Source organism: Actinopolymorpha cephalotaxi (assembly GCF_013408535.1).
In the GTDB taxonomy this organism is placed as follows: domain Bacteria; phylum Actinomycetota; class Actinomycetes; order Propionibacteriales; family Actinopolymorphaceae; genus Actinopolymorpha; species Actinopolymorpha cephalotaxi.
This window is the reverse complement of sequence record NZ_JACBZA010000001.1, coordinates 5,513,565-5,538,248: the sequence shown is the minus strand read 5'-3', so window position 1 is coordinate 5,538,248 and position 24,684 is coordinate 5,513,565. Positions and strand designations below refer to the sequence as shown.

23 protein-coding genes are annotated in these 24,684 nt (G+C 69.4%); 9 read left to right on the top strand and 14 right to left on the bottom strand.

Features of this window, described 5'->3' with window-relative positions; all coding sequences use genetic code 11:
- Position 1: 1 nt before the first annotated feature.
- Positions 2–124 carry a hypothetical protein gene (locus tag FHR37_RS32715; protein WP_269086095.1) on the top strand — a complete coding sequence of 41 codons (123 nt, stop codon included), beginning with the start codon at positions 2–4 and terminating at the stop codon, positions 122–124.
- 132 nt (positions 125–256) lie between these two features.
- Here FHR37_RS32715 and FHR37_RS24585 read toward each other — a convergent pair whose 3' ends face one another.
- The 3 genes from FHR37_RS24585 to FHR37_RS24575 all read right to left on the bottom strand — a co-directional run bounded on the left by FHR37_RS24585 (position 257) and on the right by FHR37_RS24575 (position 10,595).
- Positions 257–4,768, bottom strand: a complete 4,512-nt coding sequence (locus tag FHR37_RS24585) for a DUF4082 domain-containing protein (RefSeq protein ID WP_175542645.1) — start codon at positions 4,766–4,768, stop codon at positions 257–259.
- Between the two features lie 27 nt (positions 4,769–4,795).
- The gene (locus FHR37_RS24580) at positions 4,796–7,924 is read right to left on the bottom strand and encodes a DUF4082 domain-containing protein (RefSeq protein ID WP_202818222.1); all 3,129 of its coding nucleotides are present in this window, start codon (positions 7,922–7,924) and stop codon (positions 4,796–4,798) included.
- Between the two features lie 256 nt (positions 7,925–8,180).
- On the bottom strand, positions 8,181–10,595 hold the full coding sequence (locus FHR37_RS24575; RefSeq protein WP_092885597.1) for a glycoside hydrolase family 2 TIM barrel-domain containing protein: 2,415 nt from the start codon (positions 10,593–10,595) through the stop codon (positions 8,181–8,183).
- Between the two features lie 130 nt (positions 10,596–10,725).
- On the opposite strand from FHR37_RS24575, the gene FHR37_RS24570 reads away from it, so the two are divergent.
- Complete coding sequence (locus tag FHR37_RS24570) at positions 10,726–11,964, top strand: glycerophosphodiester phosphodiesterase family protein (RefSeq protein WP_092885595.1); 1,239 nt, start codon at positions 10,726–10,728, stop codon at positions 11,962–11,964.
- A 13-nt stretch (positions 11,965–11,977) separates the two neighbouring features.
- Here the strand turns inward: FHR37_RS24570 and FHR37_RS24565 are convergent, their stop codons facing one another.
- From FHR37_RS24565 to FHR37_RS24540, 6 genes are all read right to left on the bottom strand, one after another.
- Positions 11,978–12,445, bottom strand: a complete 468-nt coding sequence (locus tag FHR37_RS24565) for a pyridoxamine 5'-phosphate oxidase family protein (protein WP_202818221.1) — start codon at positions 12,443–12,445, stop codon at positions 11,978–11,980.
- Between the two features lie 11 nt (positions 12,446–12,456).
- Positions 12,457–13,083 carry a dihydrofolate reductase family protein gene (locus FHR37_RS24560; protein WP_092885591.1) on the bottom strand — a complete coding sequence of 209 codons (627 nt, stop codon included), beginning with the start codon at positions 13,081–13,083 and terminating at the stop codon, positions 12,457–12,459.
- Between the two features lie 74 nt (positions 13,084–13,157).
- On the bottom strand, positions 13,158–14,000 hold the full coding sequence (locus tag FHR37_RS24555) for a helix-turn-helix domain-containing protein (RefSeq protein WP_092885589.1): 843 nt from the start codon (positions 13,998–14,000) through the stop codon (positions 13,158–13,160).
- 102 nt (positions 14,001–14,102) lie between these two features.
- A complete protein-coding gene (locus FHR37_RS24550) occupies positions 14,103–14,639 on the bottom strand; it encodes an NUDIX domain-containing protein (RefSeq protein WP_092885587.1) in 537 nt (178 codons plus the stop codon).
- Between the two features lie 98 nt (positions 14,640–14,737).
- The gene (locus FHR37_RS24545; protein ID WP_092885585.1) at positions 14,738–15,703 is read right to left on the bottom strand and encodes a sensor histidine kinase; all 966 of its coding nucleotides are present in this window, start codon (positions 15,701–15,703) and stop codon (positions 14,738–14,740) included.
- A complete protein-coding gene (locus FHR37_RS24540; protein ID WP_139239073.1) occupies positions 15,700–16,578 on the bottom strand; it encodes an MEDS domain-containing protein in 879 nt (292 codons plus the stop codon). Before FHR37_RS24540 ends, FHR37_RS24545 begins: the two co-directional genes overlap by 4 nt.
- Positions 16,579–16,779: 201 nt before the next feature.
- Between FHR37_RS24540 and FHR37_RS24535 the strand changes: the two genes are divergently transcribed.
- Together FHR37_RS24535 and FHR37_RS24530 are read left to right on the top strand one after the other, a co-directional pair.
- The gene (locus FHR37_RS24535; protein WP_202818220.1) at positions 16,780–17,835 is read left to right on the top strand and encodes a glycerophosphodiester phosphodiesterase family protein; all 1,056 of its coding nucleotides are present in this window, start codon (positions 16,780–16,782) and stop codon (positions 17,833–17,835) included.
- A 25-nt stretch (positions 17,836–17,860) separates the two neighbouring features.
- The gene (locus FHR37_RS24530) at positions 17,861–18,451 is read left to right on the top strand and encodes a peroxidase-related enzyme (RefSeq protein ID WP_092885579.1); all 591 of its coding nucleotides are present in this window, start codon (positions 17,861–17,863) and stop codon (positions 18,449–18,451) included.
- 41 nt (positions 18,452–18,492) lie between these two features.
- Here FHR37_RS24530 and FHR37_RS24525 read toward each other — a convergent pair whose 3' ends face one another.
- A complete protein-coding gene (locus FHR37_RS24525; RefSeq protein ID WP_092885577.1) occupies positions 18,493–19,005 on the bottom strand; it encodes a hemerythrin domain-containing protein in 513 nt (170 codons plus the stop codon).
- Between the two features lie 34 nt (positions 19,006–19,039).
- On the bottom strand, positions 19,040–19,828 hold the full coding sequence (locus FHR37_RS24520; protein WP_092885575.1) for a mechanosensitive ion channel family protein: 789 nt from the start codon (positions 19,826–19,828) through the stop codon (positions 19,040–19,042).
- A 261-nt stretch (positions 19,829–20,089) separates the two neighbouring features.
- Between FHR37_RS24520 and FHR37_RS24515 the strand changes: the two genes are divergently transcribed.
- From FHR37_RS24515 to FHR37_RS24505, 3 genes are read left to right on the top strand one after another with little or no spacing between them, the layout of a single operon-like run.
- Positions 20,090–20,440: an ArsR/SmtB family transcription factor gene (locus tag FHR37_RS24515; protein ID WP_092885573.1), complete on the top strand. Its 351-nt coding sequence runs from the start codon at positions 20,090–20,092 to the stop codon at positions 20,438–20,440.
- A complete protein-coding gene (locus tag FHR37_RS24510) occupies positions 20,437–20,907 on the top strand; it encodes an SRPBCC family protein (protein WP_092885571.1) in 471 nt (156 codons plus the stop codon). The genes FHR37_RS24515 and FHR37_RS24510 overlap by 4 nt, the downstream gene beginning before the upstream one ends.
- Positions 20,894–21,469, top strand: a complete 576-nt coding sequence (locus FHR37_RS24505; RefSeq protein ID WP_092885569.1) for a TIGR03086 family metal-binding protein — start codon at positions 20,894–20,896, stop codon at positions 21,467–21,469. The genes FHR37_RS24510 and FHR37_RS24505 overlap by 14 nt, the downstream gene beginning before the upstream one ends.
- Positions 21,470–21,476: 7 nt before the next feature.
- Here the strand turns inward: FHR37_RS24505 and FHR37_RS24500 are convergent, their stop codons facing one another.
- Together FHR37_RS24500 and FHR37_RS24495 are read right to left on the bottom strand one after the other, a co-directional pair.
- Entirely contained in the window at positions 21,477–21,959 is a 483-nt protein-coding gene (locus FHR37_RS24500; protein ID WP_092885567.1) for a YkvA family protein, read from the bottom strand.
- Positions 21,960–21,977: 18 nt separating this feature from the next.
- Positions 21,978–22,604 carry a Chromate resistance protein ChrB gene (locus FHR37_RS24495; protein WP_175542643.1) on the bottom strand — a complete coding sequence of 209 codons (627 nt, stop codon included), beginning with the start codon at positions 22,602–22,604 and terminating at the stop codon, positions 21,978–21,980.
- 117 nt (positions 22,605–22,721) lie between these two features.
- Between FHR37_RS24495 and FHR37_RS32710 the strand changes: the two genes are divergently transcribed.
- The gene (locus FHR37_RS32710; protein ID WP_269086094.1) at positions 22,722–22,850 is read left to right on the top strand and encodes a hypothetical protein; all 129 of its coding nucleotides are present in this window, start codon (positions 22,722–22,724) and stop codon (positions 22,848–22,850) included.
- A 5-nt stretch (positions 22,851–22,855) separates the two neighbouring features.
- Positions 22,856–23,584 carry a sulfite exporter TauE/SafE family protein gene (locus FHR37_RS24490; RefSeq protein WP_237768942.1) on the top strand — a complete coding sequence of 243 codons (729 nt, stop codon included), beginning with the start codon at positions 22,856–22,858 and terminating at the stop codon, positions 23,582–23,584.
- A gap of 78 nt (positions 23,585–23,662) precedes the next feature.
- Here the strand turns inward: FHR37_RS24490 and FHR37_RS24485 are convergent, their stop codons facing one another.
- Complete coding sequence (locus tag FHR37_RS24485; protein WP_092885876.1) at positions 23,663–24,640, bottom strand: aldo/keto reductase; 978 nt, start codon at positions 24,638–24,640, stop codon at positions 23,663–23,665.
- Between the last annotated feature and the right edge of the window lie 44 nt (positions 24,641–24,684).

The window sequence follows — 24,684 nt, the reverse complement described above, 5'->3', positions numbered from 1 at the left end:
CATGCATGTCAAGTCACCCGCAGTCGCGGCCGCCGCCGTCGGACTCGGTGTCGCGGGCACCATCGCCGCGATGCGGCATCGCCGGCACGGGAAGCACTACAGAAAGCACCACCACCACCACTGAGTACGGCTGACGCGACAACTCGGCGACCACGCCGAGAACGTGAGGGCTGTCAGGACCCGGGCATCGCCCGACTCCTGACAGCCCTCACTCATGCCCGTCGTGGCACTGTCCGTCGCTCAGCGCCCGTGGCGCTCAGCGTCCTTCGGCATCCTCGGGCGGGGCGGTGCCGTTGTGGGAGAAGCCGACGGCCCACAACGACGGGGCGTTCGCGCCGATCCCGGCGGTGAGCTCCAGCCGGTACTGCAGGTACCGCGACGCGCCGCCGATCCGTCCGTTGGCCGGCACCCTGGTCCAGTCCGTCCAGGTCGCGTCCGGATCGGCGGTGCTGCCGGTCCGCACCTGCAGCGACGCGGTGGCGCCCTTCGGAATCGTGCCGTCCCACACCGCCCGGTCCCAGACGACCATCGCCCGGGTGTCCAGCAGGCCGGAGACGAAGGTGCCGGACCTCGCCGTGCCCGACCCGCCGGACAGGGTGACCCGGCCGAGCGCGTCCTGGTCGTCGACGGTCGCGTCACCGTCGACCGTGCCCCGCCTGAACACCGGCGCGCTCTGCTCGCCGACGCCCCAGGCGGGCGTGACGAACTTCAGGGTGCCTGACCGGCCCTGGTTTCCGGCGGCATCGGTCGACAGCCCGTCGACCAGGTACGTCCTGCCCGGGTCGAGCCCGGTCAGCACGAGGGCGTGGCCGGTGGAGAGCTCGTCCGCCCGGGCGACAGGTGCGAGGTCGCCCTTGCTGGTGCCCACCTGCACCACCGCCGTCGACGGCTCGTCGGTGGTCCACCGGACGGTTGCCGTACCTCCGGGTAGTGGGGTCACCCGCGTGGACGTGACCCTGGGTGCCCTGCCGTCTGTGGTGGGTGTGGTGAACGTGGCCGGCGCCTTGTCCGCTGCCGGGTAGGTGCCCGACCGGCCCTCCAGGTCGGTCGAGGTGACCCGGTAGTAGTACTTCGTGCCGGCCCTGAGCCGCCGCGCCTCGAGCCGGTGCTTCCGGGTGGCGCCGCCGAGCTTGACCCTGGTGTTCAGGGCGGTCGGGGACGTGCCGATCGCCACCTCGCTGGTCGCCACCCGGGACGTGGTCCAGGACGCCGTGGCACTCGGGGTCGCGGTCGCCGCTCCGTTGTCGACCGTGAGGGCCGAGAACGCCATCGCGCCGGCGGGCGGTGCCGAGTAGGTGGCCGTGTAGGCGCCGTCGGTCGCGCGGAACGAGGCGTACTCCAGGCCCTTGACGGTGCTGGTGGTATAGGTGACCCCGCTGCCGGCCCTCGACAGCGCGGTCAGCACGGACCCGCCGGGACCGGCGGTCGGCAGCATCCCCGTCAGCCCGTTCGAGCCGGTGCCGCCGGTGACGGTGAAGCTCAGCGTGGTGCCGTTCCAGGCGACCTTTCCGAACGCGGAGGCGTTGCGTCCGTCCAGCCAGGTGAGCAGCTGCTGACTGCTGACGATCGGCACGTTGTGGCTCTTCGCCGAGGAGATCAGCGCGTCACTTTCCGGCTCGGTCGGAAGGTCGGTGTGCATGTTGGCGGTGAAGGCGCCGTAGAACCCCAGCGGACCCGTCGCGTTGTTCAGCAGTTGGTCGACGGTGAACGGGTAGGTCTGGTCGGACTCGTCGGTCAGCTGGGTGACCGCCTGGTAGACGTCGACAATGCTGCCGTCGGTGTCGGCGAACCGCATCGGCATGCCCGAGCCGGACATGAACCCCGGCCGGTCCTGCACCCAGCTTCCGGGGAAGTAGTAATAGTTGTTGTCCATCCGCATGCCGTTGGCGAGTTCGGTCTTCGGCTGCGACGCCCAGTCGCTCCACACGACGCAGTGGGTGCGGTTGCTGACCGGCGACGGGAGCCCGGGGTAGATGCTCCGCCACACCGACAGGTCGTCGGCGTAGTTGCCGGCCAGCGACGCCGGGGTGAAGTCGCCGCAGTACGTCGTCTCGTGGACGCCGATGTCGAAACCCTGGTTGGCGTACGACACCGCGGCCGCGTTGGTCAGGCCCGGAGTGTTCGGATAGACGTAGGAGCTGTATCGATAGCAGGTCCAGTCGGCCACCGAACAGTTCGCGGGGCTGTTGGCGAGCAGCTGGTCGAAGCGGCCCGCCGTCCCGCCGTTGCCGTGGTCGTCACCGGTGCCGACGAGTACGGCGTTCAGGCCGCGCGGGAAGTACCAGAACCGCGGCAACGGATACCTGTCCCGGTTCATCACCTGGATCAGGTTGGCCAGCAGCCGTTGCTGCTCGTCGGCCTGCGGGATCGCCACCTTGTTCAGGTCGACCCAGTCGGGCGCGCTGCTGCCCCCGAAGAACATGGTGTCGGCGCGGCGCGGCGACAGCTGGTCGCGGGCCTGCCCGGCCCAGGCCTGGTTGCCCTGGCGGGTGGCGACGATCGACCGGGGCAGGTCGTAGGTGAAGGCGGCGGCTTCCCCGCCGTTGCTGCCGACGCTGCGCAGCGTCACGGCCGGGTTGGTCGTCGCGGTGGTCGCGTCGGTGTAGAGCGTGGCGATCGACTGCGCACCGGACAGGGCGTAGCGGTCGGCCGGGGCGTGGAACTGGATCGTGTCGGCGACGATGCCCGATCCGGGTGCGGTGGTGGTGTCGACCTTCAGGTATCCGTCGTCCACCGAACCGCCGGCCGCGGTGAGCCCGAGCAGACCGGACAGCGTGCCGCTCGGCCTCATCGCGATCAGGTTGCCACCCGCGCCGACCCACGAGGACAGGGTCGCCGCCTGGCCGGCGTCGACGGACACCGCGCCGAGGATCGCCACGTCGTAGCCGGCCAGCGTCGAGGCCGACAGGTTCGAGACGTCGATCGTGCGGTGCTCGTTCAGGCCCTCGGTGCGTAGGATCTCCGCGAGGTACTTCGAGTACGGGTTGTCCGAGCTCGTGACCACCGCGATCGGCCCACCCGGACCCTGGACGACGCCCGGCGGCGGAGGCGCACCGGTGGTGAAGGACCAGGTGACCGGTGTCAACGGGTTGTTGGCAGCGTCTTTCGCCCCGCCGACCGAGACCGTGTAGCTCGTCGAGGCGGCCAGCGGTGTGGTGGGGGTCAGGGTCGCGGTCATGCTCTGCGCGTCGTAGCCGAGGGTCGCCGGCACGGTGGTGCCGTTCGGTCCGGTCAGCGTCATGGTGGTGCCGCTGACGTTCTCCGAGAACCCCGCGGTGATCGGTGTGGACGCCGCGACTCCGGTCGATCCGTCGGCCGGTGTCCTGGACACCACCGAGGGCGGCATGGTGTCGGTGGCGCTGATGTCGAACACGACGTCCACCCAGTAGTTGGTCGCCTGGAAGGCGTTCGACGGGAACCCGCTCGCGCCGTACTTGTAGACGCCGTTCAGACCGTCGGTGCCGCTGCGAAGGGCGGTCAGCGGGCCGCGGGTCGTCGCGGTGTTCGCGAAGTAGCTGCCGCTGTTGGCGTACCGGCCCACGGGTGCGTAGTAGGACGCGACGTAGGTCGTCGCGGCGGTCACGGGCACGGGTGAGGCGAAGGTCGCCTGCTGCCAGCCGGTCGCCGTCTCGCCGGAGAACGTGACCGAGGCGAGCTTCGTGCCGCTGCTGCTCCACAGGCTGCCCACGTGGGTGCCGGTGTTGCCCGCGCCTTTGTAGAAACGGATTCCGGTGACGAAGCCCTTCTCGCTGCTCCGGAACTTCACGCCGACCTCGACCGCGGAGTCGTCGGCGGTCGCCTCGGTGACCGGGATGGCGGTGTTCGGCCACACCGTGCACGGGCAGGTGGACGCGATGGCGGCGGTGGTGAACGTCCAGGTGACCGGGTCCATGACGTTCCCGGACCCGTCCGCCGCCCCGCTGAGCCGTGCCGTGTACGTCGTCGAGGTGGCGAGCGGAGCGTCGGGTGTGAGCGTCGCCGTCCGCGTGGACGGGTCGTAGCTCAGGGCTGCCGGGACGGCGCTCGCGCCGGTCAGCGTGAACGTGACGCTCGACTGCTGGACGTCCTCGCTGAAGGTCGCCGACACCGGCGTACCGGGCAGAACTCCGGTGGACCCACCGGCGGGCTGGACGTCGGTCACTGTCGGCTTGGTGGTGTCGGCCGCGCTGGGACTGAAGACCACGTCCACCCAGTAGTTCGTCGACCGGTACGTGCTGGTGGGGAATCCGCCGCCGGCGCCGTAGCGGTAGACCCCGTTGCCGCCGTCGCTGCCGTCCTGGAGAGCCGTCAGCGGGGCCTGCACCTTGTTGCCGGCGGCGAAGTACCCCGAGTCGGACGAGTACCGCCCGACCGGCGCGTAGTAGGAAGCGACGTAGGTGGTGTTGGCGGTGACCGCCACCGGAGTGGGGAAGGCCGCCTGCTGCCAACCCGAGGTCGACTCGGCCGTGAACGTCACTGTCGCGAGCCGGACGCCCGCGGTGGTCCACAGCGAACCGGTGTGCGTGCCGGTGTTGCCCGGGCCCTTGTAGAAGCGGATCCCGGTGACGGACCCGGCCTGGTCGGCGCGGAACTTCACGCCGAGTTCGATCGGCACGGTGTCGGAGTCGGCGAGCGTCGCGGGCGTCTGGGAGCCGAAGATCGTGCACGGGCAGACCGCCGCCCGCGCGCTCTGGGTGGACAGGCTGCCCAGGACGCCGGGCATCAGGGCGAGTACGAGCACCAGGGCAAGCCGGCGCCACGAGGTACGGGCAGGGCTGCCCAAGGACATGACCGACATCGAGTCCCCCGACTCAGATCAGTTCGTGGTGACAACCACGTCGACCCAGTAGTTGCTGGACCGGTAACCGGCGCTGGGGAATCCACTGGCGCCGTAGCGGTAGACACCGTTGGAACCATCGGTGCCGTTCTTCAGGGCGGTCAGCGGACCCCGCGTCGTCGCGGCCGCGAAGTAGTTCTCGTCGACGGAGTAGTGCCCGGCGGTGGTGAAGTACGACGCGACGTAGGTGGTGTTCGCCGACACGGCCACCGGGGTGGTGAAGGTGACCTGCTGCCAACCCGAGGTTGACTCACCGGTGAAGGTGGCCGTCGCGAGCTTGGTGCCGGTCCGGCTCCAGAGCGTGCCGGTGTGGGTGCCGGTGTTGCCCGGGCCCTTGTAGAAGCGGATCCCGGTGACGAACCCCGCCTGGCTGGTACGGAACTTCACGCCCAGCTCGATCGCGCCGGAGTCGGGGTCGGCCGGCGTTCCCGGCGTCGCGGTGTTCGCCCAGATCGAGCACGGGCAACCTCCGCTTGACGCCGCCGCCGTGGTGAACGTCCAGCTGTCCTGGCTCATCTGGTTGCCCGCGACGTCCTTGGCGCCGGACACAGTGACCGTGTAGGAGGTGGCGTTGCCCAGTGCGGTGGAGGGGGTGAAGGTGGCCGTCCGGGTGGTGGCGTCGTACGACGTCGTTCCGGCCACGGCTGTGCCGCCGGCCGAGGTGACGCCCATCCGAGCGGTCCCGTCCTGGATCGGTTCGCTGAAGGTGGCCGTGACGCCTGCGCCGGTGGCGACGTTCGACGCGCCCGGCGCCGGAGTGCGCGACGTGAGCGTCGGAGGTGTGGTGTCCGCGGTGCCGCCGCCGTCGGCGAAGACAACATCCACCCAGTAGTTGGTGGAGCGGTACCCCTGGTTCGGGAACCCACCGGTGCCGTAGGTGTAGAGGCCGTTCGGGCCGTCGGCGTTGTCGGCCAGCGCGGTCAGCGGCCCGCGCGTCACGGCTGTGCCGAAGTAGGAGTCCGAGGTCGCGTAGTGGCCGTTCGGCGCGTAGTAGGAGGCCACGTAGGTGGTGTCGGCGGCGACGGTCACCGGGCTGGCGAAGGTGGCCTGCTGCCAACCCGAGGTTGACTCGCCGGTGAAGGTGACCGAGGCCAGCTTCGCCCCACCGGAGGTCCACAGCGAACCCACGTGCGTGCCGGTGTTTCCGGTGCCCTTGTAGAACCGTACGCCGGTGATCGATCCCGCCTTGGCAGTACGGAACCTGACCCCGAGCTCGACCCCACCCGAGTCGGAGTCGGCAGCCACGGCAGGCACCGTGGTGCTCGGCCAGATGGTGCACGGGCAGTCGACCGGCGGCGGCGACCCGGTGCCGACGGTCACCGCGCGCGCCGCAGCGGGCGTCTCCGTCCGCGCGCTGTCGTCGGTCGCCCGCGCCATCACCTTCAGGTCGGTGTCGTTGGTGGGCGTGAACGTGTACGACCAGGACCCGCGGCCGGTGGCCCGGTGCCAGGACAGGCCGCCGTCGACGGAGACCTCGACCCCCGCGACGACGCCACCACCGGCGTCGGTGGACGTGCCGCTGATGGTGAGCGGCTGGCCGACCGGGACCGTCGCGCCGGCCGCCGGTGAGGTGATCGTCGTACCGGGTGGTGTCGTGTCGGTGGACTGGGTGGCCGCGAGCAGGCCGGTCCGCAACGTCGCCGGCTGGACGCCCATGTCGGCGAAGAGGTTGACGGTCGCCTGCTTCACCGCGGTGTCGGACGTGGCGCCGGAGACGTCGCTCCAGTGGGTGTCGTCCAGGCCCCACGACCACTGGATCGTCCCGGCGCCGAAGACCAGCGCGCCGCTGCCTGCGCGGTACAGCGAGAGGTGGTGGGTGGCGGTGCCCGATGCGTACGACGAGCCGTAGTCCTGCAGATAGCTGGGGACGTTCTGGGTGTCGGTCGACAGGTGGATCAGACCGTCGGGCTGGGATCCGTTGTCCGGGCTCTCGTCCCACTCGTAGCCGAGAATCCCGTGCCCCAGCGTGGCTGTCGCGGTGGAGGCGAGGTTGGCCACCTTGGTGGTGCGCCAGAACCGCAGCCTGGCGTCGGCGCCGCCGACGTGCATGTCCGTGGCACAGCAGTTGACCATGAACATCGTGCCACTGAGGCTGTTCTCCGGCCGGCCGCCGTCGGCGGGCGGGCTGAACCGCGGGTCACGCCAGGTGCCGGTCCACACCGTGGGGTCGAGCGGGTCGATGGTCGCGTTGGCGTGGGTTTCCTTGTAGGTGACCAACGTCCGGTAGTTGTTCTCGTACCGCGTCTTCCAGAAGATCTCGTTGCCGCTGAAGAACGCGAGGTTCACCCCGGCGTCGCGGGCCGCCTCGACGTTCGTGCGCTGCTGACCCGACCAGTACTCGTCGTGGCCCACCGACAGGAAAGCCCTGTGCTGCTTGATCAACGAGCCGTAGCGGTCGGTGTCGACGCCGGACGCGTAGCTCACGTCGTAGCCGTTGGCCTCCAGGAAGCGGACCATCGGGTACTCCGCGCTCCACACGAAGTCGTGGAAGGTGTCACCGCTGTTGGTGTTGAAGGGGCGGTTGTAACTGACCTTGTAGGCGCGACCGGCCGGGCCGCCGGTGTAGAGGCTGTTGCCGCCGTAGTCGTTGTACGCCTGCCAGGTGGTGTCGGAGGTCTGGAGATACAGGTCGGAGCGGCTCGCGTCGTCGCGTACCACGAACACGATGTGGCCGCGGGTCGTGCCGGACTTCAGCTCGGCGAAGTAGATGCCGGACACCGCCGTCGACGGCACGGCCCAGGAGGCACTGGTGGACCAGTTGCCGCAGTCGACCAGGCCGGTCGAGGTGTCCTTGCCGCAGCTGGGCTGGTCGGTCGGCGCGACGTTCGCGATGCTCGTGACCTTGCGGGCGCCGGCGCCGCTGTAGTAGCCCATCCGGTAGATGTCGATCGTGTACGTCAGCGTGGTGTCGACCTTGAACCCGATGGTCGAGCCGCGGTTCACGCTGATGTCGGTGGAGAAGCCCTGCAGTGCGGGGCTGTCCGGACTCGACACGTCCCAGTCGGTGGAGCCTGCCTGGGTGTTCTCACAGGCGACCGGATTGAGCACCGGCGGGTCGCACGGCGCCGCGGCCGCTCGTGGCGTCGACAGGAAGAGCAGCGACGCCACGCCGAGGCACAACGTGAGGAGCAGTGCAACGGCCCGGCGGTGGTTACCTCCGAGCGCAGGCGTAAGCGATGAAGCACGCACGACGTCTCCCCCCGAGATGCCGAGATGATCACCGATCAAAACACGGCGGGAGAACGGCGCGCTGGCAAACGCGAAATCGCCCATCGGCAGAGGAAGCTTCGGCGATTCGCCTCCGGATCCGTCCGGATGTGCTGGGGCTTCGAGCCGGCTTCGCCTGCCAGGACAGGCCGCAGGGTCAGTTCACGGCGCGGAGGGTGACTTCGGCCGGGGCGCAACCCGCGGTTGTCGCGGTGACGGTGATGGATCCTTCGGCAGTGGGGCGTACGACGGCGAGGGCGCGGCCGTCGAAGGTGTGCCAGCTGTGGTCGGCGAAGCGTTCGGCGGTCTTCGGGTTGGCGCTGCACATCCCGGCCAGCGTGCCGGCGCCGGACACCTCGACGGTGACCGGACGGTCCTGCCCCGTCACCAACCGGCCCTCGTGGTCGGTGAGTTCGAGGCTGACGTACGCGAGGTCGGTGCCGTCGTGCCGCAGCTCGGTCCGGTCCGCGGTCGCGGTCAGCCGCACCGGTCCGGTCGCGGTCGAGAGGCTGGTACGCCCCACCTCCCTACCGTCGGTGTAGGCGACCGCGACCAGCGTGCCGGGCCGGAACGTCGTCTCGACCTCGGCGACCTTCGGCCGGCGGTCGCCGATCGGGTTGACCGGGCCGCGGCCGACCTCGGCGCCGTCGAGGAACAACGCGACCTCGTCGGCGTCGGCGTAGACCTCGACGGTCACCGGCTGCCCTTCGTACCCCGGCCAGGTCCACGAGCTCACCGAGTCGCTCCACGCCCAGGGTGACTGCAGCGCCACGGAGTGGCCGTGGTGCTCGGGCCGGCGTACGGCGAGGTACGGCTCGTGGCGCAGCCCGTAGACGATCTCGCGGTAGTAGGACACCGGGCGGCGGTGACCGGTGATGTCCAGGTCGCCGCACCAGGCGGTGAGGTAGGGGAACTCGCGCTCGAGCGCGGCGACGGCGGAAGTGTCCTCCGCGTACGTCGTGGCGCCGATCCCGGCCTCGCCGAGGTAGTCCCAGCCGGTCCAGGTGAAGTCGCCGATGACGTGGGAATGCTCCTCGACCATCGGCCACAGCTTGCCGATCCGGGAGGGGAAGGTCTCCGAGCCGACGATGACCCGGCGCGGAAACAGCTCCCGGTCCATGGCGTAACGGCTCTCGGCGTAGTTGAGCCCGACCACGTCGAGCACCGAGTGGGACTCGGCCGTCCGCCGGGTGACGTTCTCGCCACTGGACAGTGCGTTCATCGCGTCGTCGAGCATCTCGTTCAGCCCGGTCGGCTGCTCGCGCAGCTGTTCGGCGAGTTCGTCGAGGACGACCAGCGCGGAGTTGACGCCGTTGGTGACCAGCCGGGTGGGGTCGACGGCGCGCACCACCTCGGCCATCCGGCGGGCGAAGACGGCGCCGTGCGGCGTACCCACCTCGGCGATCTCGTTGCCGAGTGAGTACATGATCACGCTCGGGTGGTTGTAATCCTTCGCGACCATGGCGGCCAGGTCGGACTCGTACCACTGCGGGAAGTCCAGCGCGTAGTCGTACGGCGTCTTGCCGCGCACCCACATGTCGAACGCCTCGTCCATGACCAGCATCCCGAGCCGGTCGCAGGCGTCGAGCATCGCCACGGACACGGGATTGTGGGCGGCCCTGATCGCGTTGAACCCAGCCGCCTTGAGGAGTTCGATCCGGCGCTCCTCGGCCCGGCCGACGGCGGCGGCGCCGAGCGGCCCGTTGTCGTGGTGGATGCACGCGCCGCGCAGCAGCACCGGCTCGCCGTTGATCCGCAGCCCGTGGCGGGGATCCACCCGCACGGTCCGTACGCCGAAGGTGGTCTCCCGGTCGTCCTCGGCCGACCCGATCGAGGTCCTGACGCGGTAGAGGGCCGGCCGGTCGACACTCCACAGAGCCGGGTCGGGCAGGTAGCAGCGCCGGCGGACCAGACAGGTCTGGCCGGGCGGCACGGTCACCGGCACCTGGTCGGCGTCGACCGTTCGATCCTCGGGGTCGAGCACGGTGGTGGAGAGCGTGACGTGGGCGGTGGTCAGCCCGCGGTTGGTGACGTGTGTCGCCACCTCCACCACCGCCTGGTCCGGCTCGACGTCCAGGGTGGTGATCCGGATTCCGTCGGGGCCGATGTGCACCGGGTCGGTGACGTGCAGCAGTACGGGGCGATGCAGTCCGGCGCCGGAGTACCAGCGGGAGTCCTGACCGGACCGCAGCTCGACGCGTAGCTCGTTGCGTTCGCCCACCCGGAGGTACGGCGTGAGCTCGACCATGAACCTGGCATAGCCGTTCGCCCTGTTCCCGGCGTACTCCTCGTTGCAGAACACCATCGGATGCGCGTACGCACCCTGGATCTCCAGGAAGACGACCTTCCCGGCCCAGTCGGGCGGCACGTCGAAGGCCTTCAGGTAGGTGAAGTTGCCCGGCGGGTAGTACGCGGACGCGCCCTTGGACGGCGCGTCGGGTGTGCGTTCGGCGTCCCGCAGAGCGTCGTGTGGCAGCACCACCGGCACCGGCGTGGCCTGGGCCGCCGCCAGAACGGCGAACGGACTCATGGGCTCGCGACAGGTCCAGTCGTCGTTGAACGAGATCCGCATCGGCCAGACTCTTCCTCACCGGTGGGGCCGGCCTCAAGGACCAGTTCACGGACCGAGCCCGTCAGAGGCGTCGGCCTATGCTTCGACGATGAGCTCCCAGGTGTGCCGACGGCTCGACAGGAGGCCCTGAATGCGCGGGTGGACGGGACGAGTGGAACCCGGCGGGTCCCCGGTGGTCATCGCGCACCGCGGCGCGTCGGGAGACGCACCCGAGAACACCGTCGCCGCGTTCACGGCCGCCCTGGACCAGGATGCCGACTTCATCGAGACCGACGTACGGCGAACTGCCGACGGCGAACTCGTGCTCTTCCACGACGGCGACCTGCTCCGCACGACCGACGCCGCGCAGGTCTTTCCCGAGCGCTCGCCCTGGCGGCTCCGCGACTTCACCCTCGACGAGCTCCGCCGGCTCGACGCGGGTTCGTGGAACGACGACCGCTTTGCCGGTCAGCGCATTCCGACCCTGCGGGAGGCCATCGACCTGGTACGCGGTCGGCGCACCAGTCTGCTGCTCGAGCTGAAGCGGCCGGGCGAGGAGGACGACCTCGCCGGCGAGGTGGCGGCGGCGCTGGACCACGCGGCCTGGTCGGCCGGTCCCGGCACCGCCCCGCTGCCGCAGGTCGTGATCGGTTCGATCGACCGCGAGCACGCGGCCCGTTACCGGCGTCTTCGCCCGGAGGTGACCGTCGGCGCGCTGGTCGTGCGCGCGCACTCACCGCTTCCCGAGCTCGAGGAGATCGCGGGCTACGCCGACTTCATCGGCACCGGGCAGCCGAGCTTCCCGCGGGACCAGGTGGAACGCCTGCACGGGCTCGGGCTCGGCGTCCTGCTCAACACGAGCACGGCGGCCGACGTCTCGGGCATGCTGCCGTACGGGATCGACGGCGTGGTGACCGACTACCCCGGCCGGATGGTGCGGGCTCTGCGCGGCGGCGAGTCGTTCTGTGTCGAGGCGGAGTCCCTGCTGCCGGTCGCGCAGGCGTCCGGTGGGCTCACGGCGCAGGGCAACCGGGGGATGAACGGCTGCAAGTGGTCCGGCGATGCTCAGCTCCTGGTGGACTCGTCGGGGCCGGACAACTGGTTCCGCGCCACCTTCGACATCGACCGCCCCGGGCCGTGGTCCATGGCGCTGACGGTGAGCAAGGACCGCGACGGCGGGCGGTACCTCCTGTCGGTCGACGGTGAGGCTGTCGGCCCACCCGTGGACACCTACCGTCCGGCGGTCGCCCGGCAGACGCTCACCCTGCCCGGTCGCGTTCTCACCGAGGGGCGGCACGTGCTCGAGGCGGTCGTGGTGGGACGCGACCCGCGGTCGGCCGGATTCGCGCTCGGGCTGGACGTCCTCGAGTTCTGCCGGAAAGCGGCATAAACCACAGCGGGCTTCAGACCTCGACCGTCATGTCGAGCTCGTTTCCGAACTCGGGGTTGCCGCCGCGCACGAGCAGGTAGCGGTGCCGCAGCTTGGCCCGGTAGAGAACCATCGGGCCGTACGGATGGAGGTCGTCACGGCTCAGCCGCTTGTGCTGCGGCAGGCGAGCGTCGAACGACCGAAGGGCCGCCTGGATCTCGTCCTCGTCCCGCGGCGCGCGTTCGGCATGGGCGTCGAAATAGGCGGCCTCCGCCTTCCCCACGTCGACGGTGGAGTCGAACACGGTGATCGCGACCGCAGCCCGCGTGGCGATGTTGCGGGAATGGCGACTGTCCGGGGACGACACCCAGACCACGTGGTCTGCGTCGAGGGGCGCGAAGAAGACGGGGGAGACCCACGGATTCCCATCCTCGTCCGCGGTGCCGAGGACGAGGTAGCGGTTCGCCGCGAGGAGCCGGTCGACGTCGGAGCGATCGATCACGTCGTCCGCCCTCACCGGCCGGTCGCGGTGCGGCGCACCTTGTACCGCAGGTGGAGCACCCGGTCGCCAGGGATGACCACGTGGGGATCCTCGAGGAGATGCTGCCGGTCGATGTTGCCGAAGTAGCGACGGCCCGACCCGAAGACGACCGGTACGACGTCCATGGCCACCTCGTCGATCAGACCTGCGGCGAGGATCTGTCCGCCCACGTCGCCGGCGTTCACGGCGACGACCCGCTCCCCCGCGAGTTCCTGGGCCTTGTCGATGGCAGCCTTCACGTCGTCGACGAAGTGGTAGGACGCCTCGGGGTGCCAGCCCTCGGGCTTGGGCCGATGCGAGACGACGACCACGTGGTCGCCCACCGGCGGATGACCCTCCCACCCGTCGACCAGGTCGAACAGCCGGCGGCCCATCACGATCGTGCCGATCGAGTCCCACGTCGACCGGACGTACTCCGCCGAGGCGCGGGAGACCCTGAAGCGAGCTCCGGCACCCGAGTGATCGAACCCCGCGTCGTCGCCGTCGGTGATCGGGGTGTCCCCGCTGAAGTACCACTCGTGCAGCGGCCCGACGTCGTCGTTCCGGTCGGCGATGAAGCCGTCCACCGATGCCACGTTGTGCATCACCACGGTGCCCACCAGATCCTCCTCGGTTCTTCGTACGGAATCGCGTCGATCCTGCCGCACCGGGAGGGGCCGGGGCTTGTAGAAAATCACTCGGTCGGCATCGGGCCGCGATCCGGCGGGAACCCCTGCTCGGCCGGCAGCCGGCGGCGCAGGGCGAGGTAGTCCGTCGGTGTGTGCCCGGTGAAGTCCTTGAACTCCCTGCTCAGGTGGGCCTGGTCGAAGTAGCCCCCCGCATGGGCGAGTTCCGGCCAGTCGACCGGACCGCGGGCGTCGACGGACAGGATCAGCCGGGCGAAGCGGTAGATCCGCGCGACCTGCTTGGGCGTGACCCCGACATGAGCCTTGAACAGCGTGGCCAGATGGTTGGTGCTGACCCCGGCCGCGTCGGTCAGCGCGCCCACCGGAACCACGCCATGACACGCCTCCAGGCGTACGCCCGTGTACCTCACCAGGTCGAGGCCGCGCTTCGGCGCCTCGGCAAGTCGCGTCCGTAGTTCTCCCTCGACCAGCCGCAGCGTCTCGGTGGCCGACGCGGCGGTGCCGAGCCGGTTACGGATCCGGTCCAGAGATCGCCGCCACACGTCGTCGACCGGTACCCACCTGTCCCGCAACTCGCTCGCCGGAACGTCGATGAACGGCGACAAACCCCACGGCTTGAAGTGCACGCCGACCAGCCGCACCCGGGCGGGGTACTCGACGACGAAGCGCCGGGTCCAGACACCCGTGAACCACCCGTCCCTCAGCACGGCCGGCTGTGCCGGTGAGTCGCTGTCCCACAGGTGGACGGGGTCGCCCAGGTTGAGGAACAGGTGCGCCGACGGCATCGGCGGGACGTTCATCCGGGTGTGGTGGGGCACCCCGGTCAGGCAGTAGATGTCGTCGACGAACCGGTCCAGGGGGGAGGCGGGTGGCCGGCCGACGTACTCCATGACCTCAGTGTGGCCGACCGCTCGTGGCCCGGGTGGGCAGCCTTGCCGACGGGCCGCCGCGCCATCTGGCCGCACAGCCTGGCTGGCGCCGTCGTGCTCTGCTCAGGTGGGCGGCCGGCCGTCCTCGAGGTAGACGACGCGCCCGGTCTCGCGGGCTTCGGCAGCGGCGACCACCCATCGCGCATGCAGGGAATCCAGCCGCTCGACGGCCTGGTCGAGAGGGAGGAAGGCGTAGTCCTCCATCTCGCTCGGATCCAGTGTGATCGCGGCGATGTCGTCGGGTGTCAGCACTCCTCCGTCGAAGACGAGCTGCACGCCGTCAAGGAACCGCTCGGACCATCCGGCGGCACGTTGGCGCTCGGTGAGATTGCGTCGGCGAGAGGGCTGCCAGGCGACGACCAGGAGTGCGCCGGGCTCCGTGCGCAGGCCGATCTCCTCCTCGACCTCGCGGCGGACCGTCGTACGCGGAGTCTCGTCGGCCTCCGCGACGCCGCCCGGGATGCCCCAGGGGTTGGCTCCGTAGGTCGCTTTCACCACGAGCAACCGGCCGTTGACATCGAAGAAAACCGCGCCGTGCGCTTCCAGCTTGGCCGGCAGCGGCCCGGGCGGGAGCGGTTCCTGTTCCGTCGGCTGGTTCACCCTCGCGACGGTACCGCTGAACAGGAGGCGGCGGTTGTTCGCCGCAGCCGTTCGACGCCGGCGGATCCGTGTCAGGCGACGCTTGACAACGAAGTGGGTTACTGGCTGACCGGTGCGGGGGTCGCGCCGGCGCGCAGTCGTAGCGAGAAGCCGTCTTTGGCGAAGACGAGGGCGGCGTCGATGTCGAGCAGGTGGGTGACCCAGAGGCCGAGGCCGGTACCGAACATGGTTTTCGACGTGGGCACGAGGCCGGCGAGCAGGTCGGTCGGTCCGTCGCCCTGGTCCTTGACCGTTGCCACCACGCGATCGTGGGCGGCCCAGATGGTGACGAGGATGGGTGGAACGCCGTGCAGGCGCGCGTTGGTGACGCCCTCGGAGATGCCGATCAGCAGCTCGTCAAGTACGCGGTCGCTCACCCGGCCACGCCCGGTCCGCTCGAGGACGTGCCTGGCCTCGGCCGCGCTGGGGTCGCTGAGTTCGGCGGTGGGCGCCGACGCCTCCAGCGGATCGGCGGGTACGGGGAGGTGAGGGTTCGCGGCGAGACCTTCGTAGTGGTTGTTGGTGCGGTGTTCCCCGGCCCCGGTGAGGATGTGCGGATGTGCCCGTTCGACCAGATCCCGCACCCCGTCGGGGACCGTGGCCGCGTCGTACATGCACAGGCTGCGCGCGGGGAACCGCGCCCACACGGTGTTGAGGGCGAACTCGTAGCGGTCCCAGCCTTCGAAGCACCCGCCGTTGCCCGGATGCGGCACGCCACCAGTGAGCCGGACCCGCGGTGCGCCGGCCGCGACGGTGCGTTCGATCAGTCCCTGAAAGGCCGCGATCGCCCGTGCGGGCGTGGCGTACAGACCGTTGCCGGCGGCGTAGGTGACACCGGGCGGTTCGCCCAGCCACGACCGCAGCTGCTCGGACTTACGCTCGTCGTAGCAGAGGACGACCGGCTCGCCGCCGGCGACGCCCTCCTCCACGAACGGGACGATCATCGCGTGGAACTCCGCGTCGGAAGCGTAGAACCCGGCTTCGTGGAAGTATCCCGCCGAGCCGTCTGCCACTTCGGTCCTCATACCGGCACCTCCTCCGCCATGACGAGGTTCGGCAGTCGGTCCCAGCCCGCCAGGTGAAACACGATGCACTGGGCGGGTTCGAGATCGTGCAGGACCAGTCGGCTGCCACGTAGCGCGAGCCTGTCGGACAGGAGGGCCAGCATGCGTGCGCCCGCGACGTCGATGAAGCGCAGGCCGGCCAGGTTCAGATGCAGGTCGGTGTCCGTGCCGGCTGCCGCGTGACTGATCCACCTGAGCCAGGCGGCCACCTGCGCGATGTCCAGCTCCCCGACCATGCGGTAGCCCGGCGGGCTGAACATCCGGGTGATGAACAACCGCGCGTCCTGGTAGACGGGATCGGGGACCACTGTCGTGGTGTGCCCGGACTCTGCAGCACTGATCTCGGCCGGGGAGAAGACGCGGCGGTCGTACTGGCACAAACCCAGGACCGGGCCTTCGGCGAACACCTCGGCCGTCTTCTGCTCGTACTCGAGCAACCTCTCCGAGCCCGGCCGGCCGCGCAGCGCACTCTCTTCTCCGGTGAGCCGCAAGGCCTGGTAGCCGGCGTCGAATGCACGTACGGCTACCCGCCTCAGCCGCCCGATCATGATGTCGGGATCGAACGGTGTGCAGGCGAGGAATCCCTCTTCCGGCGCCATCACCTGGAACTGACCGCTTGCCAGGAAGCTGTCCGGCTCGAGTGAGCTGTCGCGGAGAAAGTCCAGCACCGTCGTCGGATCACCGGCGGCGAAGTACATGACCTGTTCGTGGCGGTCCAGCCCGGTGTGGATGTATGAGGTGAGCACCTCGCGCTGCTCAGCGTCGGTGTCGAAGCTGAGACAACCATGGTCGCCGGCCTGCATCCGACCGACCGGCTGCTGGAGATTACAAGTCACGGGGGTGTCCTCTCGGCGCAACACTACGTCGCGTGACAGGCAGGTCAAGCCTGCCCGGTCGGAACTGCTCAGGCGCTTCGGACCGCGGAGAGCATTTCGACTTTTTCTCCCGTGTCAGCTACCCAGCGAGCCGGTGACGATCTAGGTTCTGAGGATTCGAGAAGACCGGACATTTGCGAGGTTCTCATGTCGTTACGTCAGATGCTGGCATCGTTGGCCGTGCTGCCGGTTGTCGCCGTACCCGTGACCGCACAGGCGGCCTCCGCGGCTGGGCCGGAGGTGCTGCCGCAGAAGACTCATTTCGACCTGCAGGCGCACCGCGGCGGCATCGGAATGACCACCGAGGAGTCGTTGCAGGGTTTCGCCAAGGCCCTGCGCCTGGGTGTCAGCACGTTGGAGCTGGACGCACACGTCACCAAGGACGAGAAGGTCGTCGTCAACCACGACCGGCAGATCAGTGCCCAGAAGTGCCGCGACACCGCGCCTGTCACGCCGGGCGACCCGATGTATCCGTACGTCGGCAAGTACATCAAGGACCTGACGCTCGCGCAGATCAAGACCATGGACTGCGGATACCAGCAGCTGCCCGGCTTCCCCGAGCAGGAGGTGATCCACGGCTTCCGGATGGTCGAGCTCAAGGACGTGCTGAACCTCGTCAGGAGCTATCACGCCAACCAGGTCACGTTGAACATCGAGACCAAGGTCGAGGCGGGCGCGCCCGAACAGACCGCGCCGCGCGAGCTGTTCGTCCGCCGGGTGTACCAGGAGATCCACGCCTCCGGCATCGAGGATCAGGTCACCATCCAGTCGTTCGACTGGGGCGCGCTGCAGGAGATGCACCGGCTCGCACCGAGGTACCCGCTGGTGGCGTTGACGAACTACGACTTCCTCCAGGTGGGCCGGCCCGGCGCCTCGCCGTGGCTCGGAGGGATCGACGCCGACGACTACGACGGTGACTTCGTGAAGGCCGCCGTCGCCGCCGTCCCCGGCGTCAAGGCGCTGTCCCCGGTGTACGGATTCCCCCAGAACGGAACGATCGGCGATCCCGCGTTCCGCTTCTACGTCAGTGAGGACATGGTGGCCGAGGCACATGCGCGTGGCCTGAAGGTCGTGCCGTGGACCTGCGACGACCCCGCCACCATCGAGGCCCTCATGGACATGGGCATCGACGGCATCATCACCAACTACCCCAACCATGTCCGTCAGATCATGGCCGACCGCGGTATGCGGCTGCCGAAGGCCTACCAGCCTCGCTGACCGCAGCAGGTTCGAGGAGGATCGAATGTTCATCGAGTCGGTGCCCGAGGACGCCGCCGAGGGTGAGGTCGCCGCGTACTACGCGCAGCAGCGAGGCGCCTGGGGGTTCCTTCCCAACTACGCCGCCTGCTTCTCGTCGCGCCCGGATGTGGCGGCGGCCTGGAACACGCTGAACAGGACCGTGCGGGACGGGATGGACCGCCGGCGGTTCGAGATCGCCACGATCGCGGCGGCCCGGGCGTCGCGTTCGACGTACTGCGCCGTCGCGCACGCGTCGTTCCTGCGGGACGTGTGTGCCGACGAGGTGACGGTGGGAGCGATCGCCGAACACCCCGACGGGTCCGCGCTGGAACCGCAGGATCAGGCGGTGTACCGGTTCGCGGCCAAGGTCGCCACCGACGCCGCGTCGGTTCAGCAGTCGGACGTCGACGCACTGCGCGATGTGGGGCTGTCCGACGCGGACGTCGCCGATGTCGTCTTCGCCGCCGCGGCGCGCGCCTTCTTCACCAGGGTGCTCGACGGCCTCGGCGCCCAACTGGACGCGCAGACCGCGGCGACCTTCCCGGCCGACGTGCTCAAGTCGATGGTCGTCGGACGTCCGGTGGCCGACGGCTGACCGAGTTGCTCCGGAGTGGCTCCGATGCCACTCCGGAGTGGTCAGCCTCCCGACCCGTGGCGGGGTTGCTCTCCGACCAGTTCGTGCATCCCTGCCAACAGGTCGGCCATCGACACCTCGGTCGACGCCGCCAGCAGCGGGAGTACCTGGTCGTTCTCCTTCGCAAGGTGGCTGTCGAAAAGCGCCTGCAGCGCACGGGCGGCGGCCGCCGCCGGCACCGGTCCGTCCGCGGAGGCCACCTCGCGCACCAGGCCGATGATCGACCGGTGCTCGGCGAGCATCCCGTCCACGAGCAACCGGCCCTCCTGGCTCACGTGCGCGGCCGGGTACATGGCCTTCTCCTCGGCCACCGCATGGGGTATCAGCTCCGCTTCGCACCAGGTCACCAGTTCCCTGCGCGCAGCCTCGGCCGATTCCGCGTCCTGGCTGGTGGCGGCTTCACCGAGTGCCGCCGCCCGCCTGGCCAAGGCCGCGGTCAGCTCCGCATGATGGCGTACGACCGCCTCCGCTGCCCGCGCATCGTCCTCGCTCGTGGCGATGATGGCGTGGTTCATCCGTACTCCTTGTTTCCGGATCTGCCGGCGCGGATCACAGTCCGGGCGGGGGCCGGTGCTCTCCCGGCGGGAGGTTCGTCCCGGGCGTAGGGCGCTCTCCCGCGGCGGGCCCTCGTTGGTAGCCCGTCTCGTCGGAACGTCTCACGGACTCCCGGCGGTCCCTTTCCTCCCGCTGCTCCTGACTCCTGCGGTAGGCGTCCTCCAGCATCCGTTGCGCGATCGGCCGGCCGCCGAGTCCGAACGCCAGGGCGAGACCGAGGGCGAGCGCTCCCATGGTCGCCGCGAAGGCGATCTGCACGATCTGCTCGGCGATCCTCAGTTGCTGCAGGATCATGAAGCCCGCGATGACCATGATCAGCGCGGGAAGGACCGTTCCGGCGATCTTTCCGGTCGGGCTGTCGCCCATCGTCCTGTTGACCGCACCGGCGACCAGGCCGGCGAGGATCGCCGCGACCACGAAGATGAGGATCGCCGCGACGATGTTCGGCAGGTAGGCGATGATCTTGTACATGAACGTCGTGAGCGCGGCGATGTGGAGCACGCCGACCGCGATGAACACGAAGATCAGGAAGATAATCCAGAAGACTATTCGGGCGACCAGGCGCGCGGGACTGTCACCGGCCACGGCCGAGAGGTACCTGTGCGCATGGGACTCGTGCAGACGTCGATCGACACCCATCTTCTCCAGGAGTTTCCGTACGGCCGCCGCGACCAGTTTGGCGACGATGTAGCCGATGACGAGAAGGAGCAGAAAACCGACGAGGTTAGGGAGGAACCCGATCACCCGGTCCAGAACCGGACGGAAACCTTCGGCCACGTACATCACAAACCCCCAAGCCTGGCAATGCTGTTGTCAATCGCGTCTTGTCAGCCACCGGGCCGATGGACCGGAACGGGAATCGCAGGGATCGCCGGCCTGGCGCTCGGTTCGTTTGCAACATTTGCCGGACAAAATCGCGCAGCCAAGGGGCGGACGTCCCCGCCGGGACCGTCGTGAGTCACCGCCCTGTAGGTGCTCCCTTGACCGGGGTCACCCGCGGGGTCTACCTTTCCCTTTAAACCGATCGGTTGAAAGGGGCTGCTGATGCCGGTCGACACCCTGTCCAGGGTCTTCACTGCCCTGGCCGACCCGACCCGGCGCGACATGGTGGCCCGGCTCGCGGTCGCCGACGCGACGGTCAACCAGCTTGCCGAGCCGTACCAGATCAGCGTCCAGGCCGTGTACAAGCATCTGCGGCTGCTGGAGCAGGCGGGCATGGTGCGCCGGTTGCCCGGTCCGCAGCCGCGGCCGGTGCATCTGGAGACCGAGGCGCTCGACCTGCTGGACGAATGGGTCGAGCGGTATCGCCGGAAGGCCGAGCAGCGCTACCAGCGCCTGGACCGCGTGCTGGCCGAGTTGAACGAGACCGAAAAACCCGAGGAGCACCAGGCATGACCAGGATCGAGGCGGACAGCACTGTCCCCGTCATTCACATCGCGCGCGAGTTCCGGGCCACACCCGCACAGCTGTTCCGGGCGCACACCGACGCCGAGCTGTTCAGGCAGTGGGTCGGCCCCGACACCACGCGTACCCGCATCGACGTCTGGGAAGCACGCACCGGCGGTAGCTTCCGATACGTGTCCGTCGTCGGCGATGGGCCGGAGTACGCCTTCCACGGCTGCTTCCACGACGTACGCCCCGACCGGATCGTGCAGACGTTCACCTACGAGGGCGATCCCGACGGGGTGGCCCTGGAGACGCTGTGGTTCGACGACCTCGGCGACGGGCGAAGCAGGCTGCGTGTCCAGTCGCTGGTGGACAGCTTCGAGGCCCGCGACGCCTGGCTGAAGAGCGGCATGGAGACCGGCGTGGAAGACGGCTACACCAAAATCGAGAGGATGCTTTCCGATGGCACTGTCTGACCTGCTCCCGGCCGAACGGCACCGCCAGGTCGCCGGCGCGTTCACCGATCGCGTCCGCGGCGCGAAGGACTGGGACGCTCCCGCGCCGGTCGACGGCTGGACCGCTCGCGACGTGGTACGCCACCTCGTCGACTGGCTCCCCGCCCTTCTTGCCGGCGGCGCCGGCATCGAACTCCCCTCGGGGCCCAGCGTCGACGACGACCCGGTCGCGGCCTGGGAGACGCGATGCGCCGCGGTGCAAGCGCTGCTTGACGACCCGGACACCCCGCAGCGGCTGCTGACCAACCCGCACATCGGCGAAGTGCCCGTGGACCGGGCGATCGACCAGTTCTACGTCTCCGACGTGTTCATGCACACCTGGGACCTGGCCCGTGCCACCGGCCAGAACGACCGGCTCGATCCCGAGTTCTGCGCCGCCCTGCTGGGCGGTATGCAGCCGATCGAGGAGCTCCTGCGCTCCTCGGGCCAGTACGGCCCGGCCGTCGCCACACCCGACGACGCCGACGTCCAGACCAGGATGCTCGGCTTCATCGGCCGCGACCCGTTCTGGACGCCGCGCTGACGGTCGGTCAGGTCGGTTCGTTGTCGAGGTCTGCCCGAGGGTCGACCTGGAGGTCTGCTCGGGGGTCTGCCGGCACGGTCGGTTCGGACCGGGTCCGGATGCCGGTGAGGCGGCACAGCGCGGCGAAGCCTTCGTCGGAGCCGGGCCAGTGCCGGCGTACGGCGTCGATGCCGGCGCGACGGACGACGGCGCGGAGTACGGCGGCGACGATGATGGCGTCGTCGGCGTACCCGAGTACGGGGATGAAGTCGGGGATGAGGTCGATGGGCAGGGCCAGGTAGGCCATCAGCAGGGTGAGCCGGATCCGTACGCCGCGGGGGAGGTCGGGGTCGGCGGCCAGCCGGCGGAGGAGGCGCAGCAGGTCGGGCAGGATGCGCAGCGCCTCGGTCAGCAGCGATCCCTTCGGGCGCAGCAGGGCCAGCGCGGCGATCAGGAGCAGCCAGGTGGCGAGCAGGGCGACGCCGATCCCGATGGCGAGGTTGGTCCACACGTGAGGTTTCCGTCCTGATCAGTCGTGCGTCGCCGTGGTCGGCAGGCTGTGCGCGTCCCCGGAGCGGGCGCTGCCAGGGGCCGCGGCGGCGGCGTCGTCGGTGCTGGTGTCGGCGTTCATGGCCGCGGTTTCGAAGTCGGCAAGTGCTTGTCTGCACTGCTCGACAGCCGTACGTGCCGTGGCACCCACCGGCGCGTCGAAGTAGTCGCGGGCCTGGATGGCGGCGAGCCAGCGTTCGAATCGTTCAAGGTCGGCCTCGGACTCCTCTACCTCGGTGTAGGTGGCTCTGCCACGCGCAGTCTCGGTCTCGATCTCGGTGAGGAACTGCGGCGTCCGTTGGAGGACCTCCGCGTACTCGTCGTCTCGGCCGGAGCGCTGTTCTTCGACCAGGGCCGCGTGCTCGGCCGGGTCGGCGAGGTGGATCCGGAGGACGCGGGCCTGTCCGCCCTGGGCGCGGACTCTGGCTTCGAGTCGAGCGACCGCCTTCGCGACGCGGGGAAGGTCGGGCAGCAGACATACCGACTGCTGGAGGTAGACCGCGCCCAGCTTGCGAAGGTTTCGCCAGACGTGGACCCGCAGACTCGCGATCTTGCCTGTGGACACGCTGACCAGAAGCCAGTCCCTCTCACCCGCCTCGGCCTGCATGTAACGAACGTAACAGTTGGCTGTTACGCTGGCCAGCGGCAACGGACCGACGGGGGTGGACGCGTCCCGGCTCGGCGTTCGAACCCGGGCCGTCGGGCCGGCTGATGGGTGGCTGACATGTGGAACGACTTCGACAACATCCTGGAGCTCGTCATCGGCTTCACCGTCGGCGTCGCGGTCTTGTTGATCCTGCTCGGCTGGATCGAAGATCGCCTCGACCGTAATCCGAACCAGCACCCCCACTAGTCCTGGTGGCGGCCCCGACCGTCCTGCTGGTGATCGTCGCGACGTTCGCCACGGCACTGCTGTCGGCGGTGGCCGGCTTCGGCGGCGGGGTGTTGTTGTTGCCGGTGTTCGTCGCGGTGTTCGGTGCGCGTGACGCGGTGGCGATCCTGACCGTTGCCCAGCTCGTGAGCAACGCGAGCCGGGTCTGGTTCAACCGCCGGGAGATCGAACGGCGGCTGGTCGCTGTGTTCGCTCTCGGTGCGGTGCCCGCGGCGGTGGTGGGTGCGGTGCTGTTCGCGAAGGCGCCGTTGCCGTCCCTGAGCAGGATCATCGGCGCGTTCCTGCTGGCGATGGTGGTGTGGAGGCGGCTGCGGCCGGCGGCGGTGAACCTGGGCGACCGGTGGTTCGCCGGCATCGGGGCCATGTCCGGTTTCGGGTCGGCGCTGGTCGGCAGCGTGGGACCGATGGTCGCCCCGTTCTTCCTCGCCCGGGGCTTGGTGCGCGGCGCCTACATCGGCACCGAGGCCGCGTCGGCGGTGGTGATGCACCTGACCAAGCTCGTCGTCTTCGGCGCCGCCGCCGTGCTCACCGTACGGTCGGGGCTCACCGGCCTGGCGCTGTTTCCTGCGTCGGCCGCCGGTGCGTGGGCCGGCAAGAGGGTCGTCGAACGCATCCGTACCGGGACGTTCGTCACGGTGATCGAGGTGAGCCTCGTCGTGTCCGGAGTCCTCCTGTTGGTGACCGGTGGCGCCTGATGCCTTTGTACGAAGCCGATTCGGCCGCCGCAGTCGGAGGGAACGTGACGGCGACGGCCGCCGGGGCTTCGGGAACCTCTAGAAATACGTGGGCATGCGTGGGACGTAGGGCTTCTCGAGGGCGTCCACCTCGTCGTCGGTGAGCTCGATGTCGAGGGCTGCGACCGCATCGGCGAGGTGGTGCGGCTTGGTGGCCCCGATGATGGGCGCGGTGACGACGGGGTTCTTGAGTACCCAGGCCATCGCGATCTGGGCCATCGACACTCCTCGCGCCTCGGCGATGCGCTGCACCGCGTCGACGATGCTCTGGTCGCTGGGCAGGAACAGGGGCCGACCGTACATGTCGACATCGGGGTTGGTCGCCGACCGGTTCGTGCCCTTCTCGCCCCAGGGCCGCGCCGCTCGCCCGGCGGCGAGCGGGCTCCAGGGGATGCTGCCCACGCCCTGGTGGGCAAGGAGTCCGAACATCTCCCGTTCCTCCTCGCGGTGGAGGACGTTGTACTGGTCCTGCATGGACACGAACCGCGTCCACCCGTGCAGGTCGGCGGCGTGTTGCATGGTGGCGAAGCGCCAAGCCCACATTGACGACGCTCCGAGGTAGCGGACCTTGCCTGCCTTCACCACGTCGTGCAGCGCTTCCATCGTTTCCTCGACCGGGGTTTCGGGGTCGAAGCGGTGGATCTGGTAGAGGTCGATGTAGTCGGTGCCCAAGCGGGTAAGGGATGCGTCGACCTGTTCCATCACGGCGCGACGGGACAGCCCGGCGCCGCCGGGGCCGTCGCCCATCTTCTGGAACAGCTTCGTCGCCAGTACGACATCCTCACGGCGGGCATAGGACTTGATCGCCCGGCCGGTGATCTCCTCCGACGACCCGTAGCCGTAGATGTTCGCGGTGTCCCAGAACGTGATGCCGAGCTCGACGGCCTGCCGGAAAATCGGCTCGGCCTGCTCGTCGTTCAGGGCCCACGGCATCCGGGTGCCGTCGCCGAAACTCATGCAGCCGAGAGCGATCCGGCTGACCTTCAGCCCGGAGGATCCGAGTCGTCGGTACTCCATCGTCATCACCAATCTGTCGTGGTGGGGCGCGCCGTGGCGGTCCG